At 66.6% G+C, this 11,833-nt stretch carries 11 protein-coding genes; 7 read left to right on the forward strand and 4 right to left on the reverse strand.

Going from position 1 to position 11,833, the window contains the following annotated elements; all coding sequences use genetic code 11:
- Positions 1–711 (reverse strand): ParA family protein (locus tag GV027_RS08785; RefSeq protein WP_031441008.1); only part of this gene is annotated, 711 nt, incomplete at its 3' end.
- A 196-nt stretch (positions 712–907) separates the two neighbouring features.
- Here GV027_RS08785 and GV027_RS08790 point away from each other — a divergent pair.
- A complete protein-coding gene (locus GV027_RS08790) occupies positions 908–1,930 on the forward strand; it encodes an SPOR domain-containing protein (protein WP_159511624.1) in 1,023 nt (340 codons plus the stop codon).
- A gap of 22 nt (positions 1,931–1,952) precedes the next feature.
- On the opposite strand, the gene GV027_RS08795 is transcribed toward GV027_RS08790, so the two are convergent.
- Both GV027_RS08795 and serB read right to left on the reverse strand, forming a co-directional pair.
- Entirely contained in the window at positions 1,953–2,687 is a 735-nt protein-coding gene (locus tag GV027_RS08795) for a Crp/Fnr family transcriptional regulator (protein WP_159511625.1), read from the reverse strand.
- A gap of 140 nt (positions 2,688–2,827) precedes the next feature.
- Positions 2,828–3,709, reverse strand: coding sequence for a phosphoserine phosphatase SerB (serB, locus tag GV027_RS08800; RefSeq protein WP_159511626.1), 882 nt, complete (start codon positions 3,707–3,709; stop codon positions 2,828–2,830).
- Here serB and miaA point away from each other — a divergent pair.
- The 6 genes from miaA (at position 3,702) to leuA (ending at position 11,079) form a co-directional block, all read left to right on the forward strand.
- A complete protein-coding gene (gene miaA / locus GV027_RS08805) occupies positions 3,702–4,631 on the forward strand; it encodes a tRNA (adenosine(37)-N6)-dimethylallyltransferase MiaA (RefSeq protein WP_201302601.1) in 930 nt (309 codons plus the stop codon). The genes serB and miaA overlap by 8 nt on opposite strands.
- An 82-nt stretch (positions 4,632–4,713) precedes the next feature.
- Positions 4,714–6,462 carry an acetolactate synthase 3 large subunit gene (locus tag GV027_RS08810; protein ID WP_159511627.1) on the forward strand — a complete coding sequence of 583 codons (1,749 nt, stop codon included), beginning with the start codon at positions 4,714–4,716 and terminating at the stop codon, positions 6,460–6,462.
- A complete protein-coding gene (gene ilvN / locus GV027_RS08815) occupies positions 6,462–6,977 on the forward strand; it encodes an acetolactate synthase small subunit (protein ID WP_031395186.1) in 516 nt (171 codons plus the stop codon). Before GV027_RS08810 ends, ilvN begins: the two co-directional genes overlap by 1 nt.
- A gap of 106 nt (positions 6,978–7,083) precedes the next feature.
- Positions 7,084–8,103 (forward strand): ketol-acid reductoisomerase, encoded by a 1,020-nt coding sequence (gene ilvC, locus GV027_RS08820; protein ID WP_107932328.1) that lies wholly within the window; start codon positions 7,084–7,086, stop codon positions 8,101–8,103.
- A gap of 519 nt (positions 8,104–8,622) precedes the next feature.
- Positions 8,623–9,228, forward strand: coding sequence for a YceI family protein (locus GV027_RS08825; protein WP_056405452.1), 606 nt, complete (start codon positions 8,623–8,625; stop codon positions 9,226–9,228).
- Positions 9,229–9,420: 192 nt separating this feature from the next.
- A complete protein-coding gene (gene leuA / locus GV027_RS08830) occupies positions 9,421–11,079 on the forward strand; it encodes a 2-isopropylmalate synthase (RefSeq protein ID WP_159511628.1) in 1,659 nt (552 codons plus the stop codon).
- A 42-nt stretch (positions 11,080–11,121) separates the two neighbouring features.
- Here the strand turns inward: leuA and GV027_RS08835 are convergent, their stop codons facing one another.
- The gene (locus GV027_RS08835) at positions 11,122–11,799 is read right to left on the reverse strand and encodes a type 1 glutamine amidotransferase domain-containing protein (protein ID WP_159512828.1); all 678 of its coding nucleotides are present in this window, start codon (positions 11,797–11,799) and stop codon (positions 11,122–11,124) included.
- Between the last annotated feature and the right edge of the window lie 34 nt (positions 11,800–11,833).

Below are 11,833 nucleotides of genomic sequence, written 5' to 3' on the forward strand. Positions count from 1 at the left end.
TCCGACCACCCGCCGGCCGAAGCCCGGCGCGGGCCCGCGCTGCCCGAACCCCGCGCCTGCATTGGGCACGCTGAACACCGTGCGCCGGAAATTCTTTTCGAGCCGGTCAGTGACATAGGTCCAGAGCGCTTCGATCTCCGCCGCGGACTTGCCCTTGGGATCGACCTCCATGACCGTGCGGCCGTCGATCATCGAGGCGGCGAAATCGGTGCGCTGGTGGATCGTCATCGGCGCGACGGTGCCGTGCTGAGAGAGCGCGACGATCGCCTCGGCCGTGATCCGCGCCTTGGGGGTCGCTGCATTGACGACGAAGATCAGCGGCTTGCCCGCGCGATCGCACAGATCGACGGTCGCGCCGACCGCGCGCAGGTCATGCGGGCTCGGCCGGGTCGGCACGACGATCAGCTCGGCGATCTGAATCACCGTCTGGATCGCGACCGTGATCGACGGCGGCGTGTCGATCACCGCCAGCTTGAACCCCTGCTGGCGAAGAATTTCGAGATCGGCGGCGAGCCGCGCGACCGTGGTCTGCGCCAGCGCCGGCGCCTCCGCCTCGCGCTCGTTCCACCAGTCGGTCAGCGACGCTTGCGGATCGATATCGATCAGCACGACCGGCCCCTGCCCAGCGCGCTCCGCCTGGACCGCGAGATGCCCGGACAGAGTCGTCTTTCCCGACCCGCCTTTCTGCGATGCCATCGCCAGAACGCGCATAAGCCCCCTTACGTCTCGTCAACCAAGGCCCGCGATGCCATGCCAGCGGATAAGAAGCGGTTAACGCGTGGTTCCCAAGCCGTTACGACAACGTGCCGCGCCCCCACACCCGACCGGCGCACGGCTTAACCCGATCTTTGCCTTCGCCGGGCTATCGCGACATGACGATCATCATTTGGCTTTAACGAGGTACTCGATGCGCAACCTGATTCTGGGCGCGGCGGCGACGGTGGCAGCGCTGGGCGCGGTGCCGGCCGCGGCGGACGTGAAGGCCGGCGTCGATGCCTGGAGCCGCGGCGACTATGCGTCCGCGATCGACCAGTGGCGTCCGCTCGCGATCGCGGGTGACGCCGATGCGCAGTTCAATCTCGCCCAGGCCTATAAGCTCGGCCGCGGCGTCACGCTCGACCCCGCGCTCGCTGAAAGCTGGTTCCGCAAGGCGGCGCTGCAGGGTCATGTCCAGGCGCAGGACAATTACGGCCTCGCGCTGTTCCAGGCCAACAAGAAGGCGGACGCGCTGCCCTGGCTCGAAAAGTCGGTGGCGCGCGGCGAACCGCGGACGCAGCTCGTGCTCGGGACGATGTTGTTCAACGGCGACGCGGTCCCCCGCGATTATCCGCGCGCCTATGCGCTGATGTCGCGCGCGAGCACGTCGGGATTGCAGTCGGCCTCGCAGACGCTCGCGCAGATGGACCAGTATATCTCCCCCGAAGACCGCCAGCGCGGCACGGCGCTCGCCGAACGCTATGCCGCGCAGGAAAAGATCGCGCGGTCGGGCCTGTCGCCCGCGTCGCCGCCGCCGATCTCGGCTACCGGCCCTGCTAGGCCCGCTCCCCGGCCGGTGACGCCGGTCGCGCGCACCACGGTTCCCGCCTCAACCGTGTCCCCCGCGCCGGTGCCACAGCGCGCTGTGCCGGAGCGTGCTCCCGCCCCTGCCCCACACGCCGCGGCCAAGCCGGCGCCGAAACCCGTGCCGAAGCCGACGGCGAAGCCTCTGGCCGGGTCGGGGAAATGGCGGATCCAGCTTGGCGCGTTTCGTGATCGCGGCAATGCCGAGACGCTGTGGGGCAAGGTCAAGGGCAGGCTGGGCGGCGCGCAGCCCAGCTATGTCGCGGCGGGGCCGGTGACGCGGCTGCAAGCGGGCGGGTTCGCCAGCCGGGCGGACGCGACGCGCGCCTGCGCCGCGTCAGGCCAGCCCTGCGTCATCGTCGCCCCCTGACGCATCCCGACACGCCCGGCGTTCAGCCGCGCCGGTTCGGGATCCAGCTCGTGTCGCGTTCCGGACTTTGCGGCAAGGCGGCGAGGACCGCCAGCGCGTCGCGGTCGTCGATCGTGATGACCCCGCGCCGCCACGTCGCGATCCCCGAGGTCCGCAGCTGGCGTAGCGTCCGGTTGACATAGACCGGGGTCAGCCCGGTCATGTCGCCGATATCCTCCTGCGTCAGCGGCACCGGCACGACATTCTCGATCGTCGGATCGTTGCGCCGCAGCCGGGTGCGCAGTTCGAGGATCAGCGCGGCGATCCGGCTCGCCGCGCTGGTCCGCCCGATCGACGCGAGCCGCTCCATCAGCAAGACGCGCTCCTGCTGCGAGACGAGAAACAGCAATGCCGCGAGCCGCGGGTTGCTGCTGAACACCTGCCCGATCGCCGCGGTCTCGATCACGCCGAGCTTCGCCGCCGAGACCGCTTCGATCGTGTCGCACGCGGTCGGGGCGGCAAGGCTCGGCATCCCGACCAGATCGCCGGGCAGATGAACCTTGACGATCTGCCGCGCGCTCTCGCCGACGATGATGCTACACGCGACCCAGCCGCTCAGCAGCATATAGACCTGCGGGTCGGGCGAGCCCTGCATCCGCAAAGTATCACCACGCTTCAACCCGATCGTCGGCCCGGCGAGCCGCCGGAAGGTATCAATGTCGTCGTCATCCGCACAGGTGAACGCCTTGAAGCGCTCATAATCCCAGCCAGCATCCATTCGTCTCAGCCAATCAATCGCAAGTCTTTGGCATCGACCCCTAATTTTTGGATACAGCTTAGCAAGCCGGGATATGGCGCAGTGGCTTAACCTGGATTACCAAAGAGGGACTCGGTGGCTGGAAACGCGCTTGACGGCGCTCATTCGGTCACCCAGGCGGCGCGCGACAGGCCCTGGGCGTAGAGCAGAGCGGTCAGATCGCCGTGATCAATACGCGCCGCCGCCGCCGCCGCGACGATCGGCTTGGCATGATAGGCGACGCCCAGCCCCGCTGCCTCGATCATCGCGAGGTCGTTCGCGCCGTCACCGACCGCGAGCGACTGTTCGACCGCGATCCCGTGCTCGGCGAGCGCAGCGTGCAGCGTCGCCAGCTTGGTGTGCGACCCGACGATCGGCCGCGCGACCCGCCCCGTCAGCGTACCGTCCGCAATCTCCAGCACGTTCGCGATCGCGACGTCGAACCCGATCGTCCGCGCCACCGGCTCGGCAAAGCGCGTGAAGCCGCCCGACACGAGCACGGCCTTCGCACCGCGCGCGCGCATCGTCCGCACCAGCGCCTGCGCACCCGGCATGATCGTGACGCGCTCAGCAAGGCAGCGTTCGATGTCGCTCTCCGCCAGCCCCTCGAGCAGCGCGACGCGCGCATCGAGCGCCGCCTCGAAATCGAGTTCACCGCGCATCGCGCGTTCGGTGATCTCGGCGATCTGCGGCTTGATCCCGGCATAGTCGGCGAGCTCGTCGATGCACTCGACGGTGATCATCGTCGAATCCATGTCCGCGATCAGCAGCGCCTTGGTCCGGGTCAGGCTCGACTGCACGACCACATCGGTCTTGCCGAACGCCCCCTCGAGCGCGGTCCGCGCCGCGTCGGGCGCCATGCCGAAGATCAGGTCGGCGGCGTCACCTTCGTCGATCCAGCCGCTCGCACCCGGCGCGCAGCCCGCATCGCGGAGCCGGTCCATCGCGGTCGAAATATCGCCTGCGGTCAGCGTGCCCGAGGCTATAAGCGTTGCCGTGAACATCAATAATCTCCCGAAGGTCGCGCTCATCGCAGGGCCGACCGCGAGCGGCAAGTCCGCGCTCGCGCTTGCCATCGCCGCGCGCCACGACGGCGTCGTCATCAATGCCGATTCCGCGCAGGTCTATGCCGATCTGCGCATCCTCACCGCGCGTCCTTCGGCCGAAGAGGAAGCGAGCGTCCCGCACCGCCTGTTCGGCCATGTCGACGCCGCTGACGCGACCTATTCCGCCGCGCGCTGGGCCGCCGAAGCGACGCGCGCAATCGACGAGGTGGTGGCGGAGCGCAGACTGCCGATCCTGGTCGGCGGCACCGGGCTCTATATCCGCACGCTGCTCGACGGCATTGCCCCCGTCCCCGCGATCGACCCCGACCTTCGCGAGCAGGTCCGCGCGCTCCCCGTCGCCGATGCGCATGCCGCGCTCGCGCTGCTCGACCCGCCCGCCGCCGCGCGGCTCAACGCCGCCGACACCACGCGCGTCGCGCGCGCGCTCGAGGTGGTCCGCGGGACCGGCCGCACGCTCGCCGACTGGCAGACCGAACGGGTGGGCGGGATCGGCGACCGGCTGGACGTTCGCGCGCTGATCCTGATCCCCGACCGCGACTGGCTGAACGCGCGCATCGACCAGCGCTTCGCCGAGATGGCCGAGACCAGCCAAGCGGAAGTCACCGCACTCCTCGCCCGCACCGACATCCCGCCGGACGCACCGATCCGCCGCGCGATCGGCGTTCCCGAGATCGCCGGACTCGTTCGCGGAGGGGTGTCGAAAACCGACGCGATCGCGGCCGGATCGCTCGCTACGCGGCGCTATGCCAAGCGGCAATATACCTGGCTTCGCCACCAGCCGCCGGCCGCCTGGACGCGCACTAACGCGCTCGATTTTTCAACGCGCTTGCAGCAATTTGAAACTATATTGCTAAAATGATGTTTGACACGCATCTTTTATATCGGTAGCCGCCCCCTCCACGAGGCGCTAAAGGCGGCGCATTCGAAAGGATTTTGACGTGATGACCGAGAAGAGTGGAGCCGATATCCTGATCGAGGCGCTGTGCGATCTCGGCGTGGAGGTCGTGTTCGGCTATCCGGGCGGTGCCGTGCTGCCGATCTACGACGCGCTGTTTCGCAGCGGCCGGATCAAGCACATCCTGGTGCGCCATGAACAGGCCGCGACGCATGCGGCGGAGGGTTATGCCCGCTCGACCGTCAAGCCCGGCGTGGTGCTCGTCACCTCGGGGCCCGGCGCGACCAATGCAGTCACCGGGATCACCGATGCGCTGATGGATTCGATTCCCATGGTCGTGATCACCGGACAGGTGCCGACCGCGCTGATCGGCACCGACGCGTTCCAGGAGGCCGATACCGTCGGCATCACGCGTCACTGTTCGAAGCACAATTATCTCGTGAAGGACCCGGCCAAGCTCGGCGGGGTGATCCACGAGGCGTTCCACATCGCCACCTCGGGTCGTCCGGGGCCGGTGGTCGTCGACATTCCCAAGGACGTGCAGGTCGCGACCGCGCGCTACACTAAGCCCGGCCCGATCCAGCACAAGACCTATCGCCCGCAGGTGAAGGCCGACCAGTCGCAGATCGAGCAGCTGGTGGACATGCTTGCTGCGGCCGAACGCCCGATCCTGTACACCGGCGGCGGCATCATCAATTCGGGCCCGGCCGCGAGCCAACTGCTGTGCGAGCTCGTCCGCATCACCGGCGCACCGGTGACGTCGACGCTGATGGGCCTCGGCGCCTATCCCGCGAGCGGCGAGCAATGGCTCGGCATGCTCGGGATGCATGGCACCTACGAGGCCAACATGGCGATGAACCAGGCCGACCTCGTCGTCGCGCTCGGCAGCCGGTTCGACGACCGCGTGACCGGACGGCTCGACGCGTTCAGCCCGAATTCGCGGAAAGTGCACATCGACATCGATCGCTCGTCGGTGAACAAGACGGTGCGCGTCGATCTCGGGATCATCGCGGACGTCGGCCATGCGCTCGAGGACATGGTGCGGATCTGGAAGAGCCGTCAGCATCCCAAGCCCGACACCACCGACTGGCAGCGGCGGATCGCCGGCTGGCGTGCGGTCAAGTGCCTCGACTTCCCCGAGAACGACCCGAACGAGATCATGCCGCAGCGCGCGATCCGGGCGCTGTTCGACGCGACCAAGGCACGCAACCCGATCATTACGACCGAGGTCGGCCAGCACCAGATGTGGGCCGCGCAGCATTTCGGCTTCGAAAAGCCGAACAAGTGGCTGACCAGCGGCGGTCTCGGCACGATGGGCTATGGCCTGCCCGCCGCGATCGGCGCGCAGCTCGGCAACCCGAACGCGCTGGTGATCGACATCGCCGGCGAGGCATCGATCCAGATGAACATCCAGGAGCTGGCGACCGCCACGCAATACCGGTTGCCTGTGAAGATCTTCATCCTCAACAACCAGTATATGGGCATGGTCCGCCAGTGGCAGGAGCTCACGTATGAGAGCCGCTATGCCGAGAGCTATTCGGATTCGCTGCCCGATTTCGTCCGGTTGGGCGAAGCTTATGGCTGGAAGGGCATCCTGATCGAGACGCGTGACCAGCTTGACAGCGGGATCGCCGAGATGCTGGCCTATGACGGCCCGGTGATCGTCGATTGCCGCGTGTCGCAGCTGACCAACTGCTTCCCGATGATCCCGAGCGGTGCTGCGCATACCGACATGATCCTTCAGGCGAACGAAGTGTCGGGCACGATGGACGACGAAGCGAAGGCACTGGTTTGATGCATATTTCCCAGGAAAAGGCTGAGCGGCATACGCTCGCCGTCATCGTCGACAACGAGCCGGGCATCCTCGCCCGGATCGCCGGTCTGTTCACCGCGCGCGGCTATAATATCGAGAGCCTGACCGTGTCGGAGATCACCGCCGACAAGGCGGTCAGCCGGATCACGATCGTCACCAGCGCATCGCCCGCGACGATGGAGCAGATCCTCGCACAGCTCGACCGGCTCGTCCCCGTCCACAAGGTCACTGACCTGACCGCGCAGGGCGCGCATGTCGAGCGCGAGTTGGCACTGGTCAAGGTGCGCGGCACCGGCGACCACCGGATCGAGGCGCTCCGCCTCGCCGACGTCTACCGCGCGCGCGTGGTCGATGCGACGACGTCGAGCTTCGTGTTCGAGGTGACCGGCGGCATCGACAAGATCGACAAGTTCGTCGAACTCATGGGCGAAGTCGGTCTGATCGAAGTCGCCCGCACCGGCATCGTCGCGATTGCCCGCGGCAAAGAGCCGGCCTGAATTTACCTGTCATCCTGACGAACGTCAGGACCCAGAGCCACGAACGGCGCCGCCTGGAACCCTGGGTTCCGGCGTCTGCCGGAATGACGAAAGAAGGAAGAATATAATGCGTGTCTATTACGATCGCGACGCCGACCTGAACCTGATCACCGACAAGAAGATCGCGATCGTCGGTTACGGCTCGCAGGGCCATGCGCATGCGCAGAACCTGCGCGATTCGGGCGTCAAGGACGTCGCGATCGCGCTGCGCGAGGGCTCGCCGACCGCCAAGAAGGCGATCGAGGCCGGCTTCGCGGTCAAGTCGAACGCCGAGGCGGCCGCCTGGGCCGACATCGTCATGATCCTCGCGCCCGACGAGCATCAGGCGGCGATCTACGCGACCGACCTGCACGACAATCTGAAGCAGGGTGCGACGATCGCGTTCGCGCACGGCCTGAACGTCCATTTCGGCCTGATCGAGCCACGCGCCGATCTTGACGTCATCATGATCGCACCCAAGGGCCCCGGCCACACCGTGCGCAGCGAATATGTCCGCGGCGGCGGCGTCCCCTGCCTGATCGCGATCGACCAGGACAAGTCGGGCAACGCGCACGACATCGCGCTCGCCTATGCATCGGGCGTCGGCGGCGGTCGCTCGGGGATCATCGAGACCAATTTCCGCGAGGAATGCGAGACCGATCTGTTCGGCGAGCAGGCCGTGCTCTGCGGCGGCATCACGCACTTGATCCAGGCCGGGTTCGAGACGCTGACCGAAGCCGGCTACGCGCCCGAAATGGCCTATTTCGAGTGCCTGCACGAGACCAAGCTGATCGTCGACCTGCTCTATGAGGGCGGGATCGCCAACATGCGCTATTCGATCTCGAACACCGCCGAATATGGCGACATCACCACGGGTCCGCGGATCATCACCGACGAGACGAAGAAGGAAATGAAGCGCGTGCTGGCCGACATCCAGTCGGGCAGGTTCGTGAAGAACTTCATTCTCGACAACCGTGCGGGGCAGCCCGAGCTGAAGGCGGCGCGCAAGCAGGCGCTGGCGCATCCGATCGAGAAGATCGGCAGCGAGCTGCGCGGCATGATGCCGTGGATCGGGAAGAATGCGCTGGTGGATCGCGAGCGCAACTAAGCGCGAGCGCGGCCGGCACGACGGAGCCCGCCCATAGGGCGCGGCTTCGCCGTGGCCGACGGGCGGGCGTGGGGATTGCGCGTCGCTCGCCCCAACACCCCCTACCCCACTCCGGCGAAGGCCGGGGCTTAGTTGGAAAGGCCGGAGTAACGAAGCGCCGTCTTCCGTTATCACCGTCCCCCAACTGGGCCCCGGCCTTCGCCGGGGTGGTGGCGTTTTGGGGTGAGTGCTCTTCTCCCCCGCCACTCCCTTTCCTACCCTACTCCCGTTCCCCGCTACTCTCGTTCCTGAAACCCACTTCCCCCTCCCCCAGTCCCCGTTCCCCCGCGAAGGCGGGGGTCCAGGGTCTCGGGCAGTATCCGTGGTTTAGCTGGGCCCCCGCGTCCGCGGGGGAACAACAGCGAGCGTGCCTTCCCCAAGCTCCCCACCGACCCAAATCCGAAACACAGCGTTGGCATAACGTCATTTGACGCGCTCCCTTCGCTCGGCCAGCATCGCGCGTTCAACAGGAGACCCCGCATGCGCCTAGCCCTAGCCACCATCCTCGCCCTCACCGCCGCTCCCGTATTGGCGCAGACCGCCGCCGTCCCCGGCGCCCCCGTCAAGGCGCGCGTCGCCGCCGGTACCTATGCGGTCGATGCAAACCACACGCAGGTGACGTGGCAGCTCAACCATATGGGCTTCTCGATGCTCGAGGGGCAGCTCGGCGCATCGGGTGGCAGCATCACGATCGATCCGGCCAAGCCCAACGCGACCAAGGTTGAGGTCAATTTCGCGATCGACCAGCTGTCGGTCACGTCCGCGCCGTTCGCGGGCCATCTGAAGTCGAAGGACTTTTTCGACGCCGCGACCTATCCGACCGCCAAGTTCGTCTCGACCAAGGTCGTCGCGACCGGCGACAAGGCGACGATCACGGGTGATCTCACGCTCAAGGGCGTCACCAAGCCGGTCGTGCTGCAGGCGACGTTCGTCGGCGCGGGCGCGAACCCAATGAACAAGAAGCTGAACTTCGGCTTCCGCGCGACGACATCGATCAAGCGCAGCGATTTCAACATCGGCGCCTATGCCCCCGTCGTGTCGGACAAGGTCGACCTGACGATCAACGCGGCGTTTGCTGCGCAATAATACGTACGCCGACCTATCGCGCTGGACATTTACCGTGTCCGCGCGATAGGGAAGACGCAATGTCTCACGGTCGCCTTCTGCTGCTTCGACTTACGCGCCCTTAGGCGCGCCGATCGTTTGCGTGGTGGCCAGCCCCCGCGCCTCGCGCCTAAGGGCTGACCCGAACGCTCCCGATCACGAGAGACACGAGCCATGCTGCGCGACCCATCGACCAAATACCGACCCTTCCCGCAAATCGACCTGCCCGACCGCCAATGGCCGTCGAAGACGATCGTCACGCCGCCGCGCTGGCTGTCGACCGATCTTCGCGACGGCAACCAGGCGCTGATCGACCCGATGGATGCCGAGAAGAAGACTCGCTTCTTCGACCTGCTCTGCAAGGTCGGGCTGAAGGAAATCGAGGTCGGTTTCCCGAGCGCGGGCGCGACCGAGTTCGATTTCATCTCTGGTCTCGTGAAGACCGGCCGGATCCCCGACGACGTGTCGATCCAGGTGCTAACGCAGTCGCGCCGCGACCTGATCGAGACGAGCTTTGCCAGCCTCGTCGGCGCGAAGACCGCGATCGTCCACCTCTACAATGCCGTATCGCCCGCATGGCGCAAGATCGTGTTCGGGATGGACCGCGCGCAGGTGAAGCAGATCGCGATCGACGGCGCCAAGGTGCTGCGCGACGAGGCCGCCAAGCAACCGAACGTCCGCTGGCAGTTCGAATATTCCCCTGAGACCTTCTCGACCGCCGAGCTCGAGTTCAGCCTCGAGGTCTGCGAGGCGGTGATGGACGTCCTGATGCCGACGCCCGAAAACCCGATCATCTTCAACCTGCCCGCCACCGTCGAGTGCGCGACGCCCAACATCTATGCCGACCAGATAGAATGGTTCGGCCGCCACATCCGCAATCGTGACTCGGTCGCGATCAGCCTGCACACGCACAACGACCGCGGTACCGGCGTCGCCGCCGCCGAGCTCGGCATGATGGCGGGCGCGGACCGGGTCGAGGGCTGCCTGCTCGGCAATGGCGAGCGCACCGGCAATTGCGATCTCGTAACCGTCGCGCTCAACATGTACACGCAAGGCGTCGACCCGAAGCTCGACCTGTCGGACATCGATGGCGTCGTGAACACGGTCAACTACTGCACCAACATCCCCGTCCATCCGCGCACGCCCTACGCGGGCGACCTCGTTTTCACGGCATTTTCTGGCAGCCACCAGGACGCGATCAAGAAGGGGTTCGCCGCGCAGGAAGCGAAGAACGACACATTGTGGGAGGTCCCCTATCTCCCGATCGACCCCGCCGATCTGGGCCGCAGCTACGAGGCGGTGATCCGCGTCAATTCGCAGTCGGGCAAGGGCGGCGTCGCCTGGGTGATCGAGCAGGACAAGGGGCTGAAGCTGCCCAAGCGTCTCCAGGCCGATTTCAGCCGTCATGTGCAGGCCTATGCCGACGAGACGAGCCGCGAGCTGAATGCGGCGGATATCTGGCAGCTGTTCGAACGGACCTATTTGCCGCACGCCGACGACCGCGTGGAGCTGCGCGACTATGAGGAAAGCGGCACCGCAGGGCAGCGCGTCTTCATCGGTCGCGTCGCGATCGATGGCGAGGAACGGTCGATCTCGGGGCGCGGCAACGGGCTGATCTCGGGCGTGATCGCGGCGATCGCGGAGTCGACCGGCCCGACGCTCGACGTGGTCGATTATAACGAGCATGCGATCGGCCATGGTGCCGATGCGCAGGCGGCTGCCTATGTCGAATGCCGGACCGCGGCGGGCAAGACGGTGTTCGGCGTCGGCATGGACACCGACATCGCCACCGCCTCGGTCCGCGCCGTCCTCAGCGCCGCCAACCGCGCCTGACACCCGGAAGGGCGGCCACCGGCAGGGCCGGTGGCCGTTCTTTCAGGGGAGCTTCGCCAGCAGCGCCTGTGCCGCCTTTTCCGACGATGCGGGGTTCTGCCCGGTGATCAGCAGGCCGTCCTCGACGACATGCACGCCCCAGTCGGCGGTCTTCGAATAATTTCCGCCCTGCTGCGCGAGCATGTCCTCGACAAGAAACGGCACGATATCGCTGAGCCCGACCGCCGCCTCTTCGCTGTTGGTGAAGCCGGTGACCGTCTTCCCCTTCACCAGCGGCGAGCCATCAGCCGCCTTCACGTCGCGCAGCACGCCGGGCGCGTGACAGACCAGCGCGACGGGCTTGCCCGCGCCGATGGTCGTCTCGATCAGCGCGATCGACGCCGTGTCGTTGGCGAGATCCCAGAGCGGGCCGTGTCCGCCGGGATAGAACACCGCGTCGAAATCGGCGATCTTCATCTCGGACAGTTTCCGCGTGTCGGCGAGCGCGGCGCTGGCCTCCGCGTCCCCCTCGAACCGGCGCGTCGCATCGGTCTGCGCGTCGGGCTTCGCGCTGCTCGGATCGAGCGGCGGCTGGCCACCGGCCGGCGAGGCGAGCGTGATGGACGCCCCGGCATCCTTGAACACATAATAGGGTGCGGCAAGCTCTTCGAGCCAGAAGCCGGTCTTGCGGCCGGTATCGCCGAGATCGGCATGCGAGGTGAGGACGACAAGAATGTTCACCATAAGTCTCCGAATGAGGGGGTTATGGGCAGGG

Origin of the sequence: Sphingomonas sp. T1 (assembly GCF_902506585.1) — a bacterium.
In the GTDB taxonomy this organism is placed as follows: Bacteria; Pseudomonadota; Alphaproteobacteria; order Sphingomonadales; family Sphingomonadaceae; genus Sphingomonas; species Sphingomonas aerolata.

Coding starts and splice junctions, on each gene's coding strand:
- GV027_RS08795 (WP_159511625.1), bottom strand. CDS start 2,687: ATGGATGCTGGCTGGGATTATGAGCGCTTCAAGGCGTTCACCTGTGCG.
- GV027_RS08790 (WP_159511624.1), top strand. CDS start 908: ATGCGCAACCTGATTCTGGGCGCGGCGGCGACGGTGGCAGCGCTGGGC.
- ilvC (WP_107932328.1), top strand. CDS start 7,084: ATGCGTGTCTATTACGATCGCGACGCCGACCTGAACCTGATCACCGAC.
- ilvN (WP_031395186.1), top strand. CDS start 6,462: ATGCATATTTCCCAGGAAAAGGCTGAGCGGCATACGCTCGCCGTCATC.
- GV027_RS08825 (WP_056405452.1), top strand. CDS start 8,623: ATGCGCCTAGCCCTAGCCACCATCCTCGCCCTCACCGCCGCTCCCGTA.
- leuA (WP_159511628.1), top strand. CDS start 9,421: ATGCTGCGCGACCCATCGACCAAATACCGACCCTTCCCGCAAATCGAC.
- serB (WP_159511626.1), bottom strand. CDS start 3,709: ATGTTCACGGCAACGCTTATAGCCTCGGGCACGCTGACCGCAGGCGAT.
- GV027_RS08810 (WP_159511627.1), top strand. CDS start 4,714: ATGACCGAGAAGAGTGGAGCCGATATCCTGATCGAGGCGCTGTGCGAT.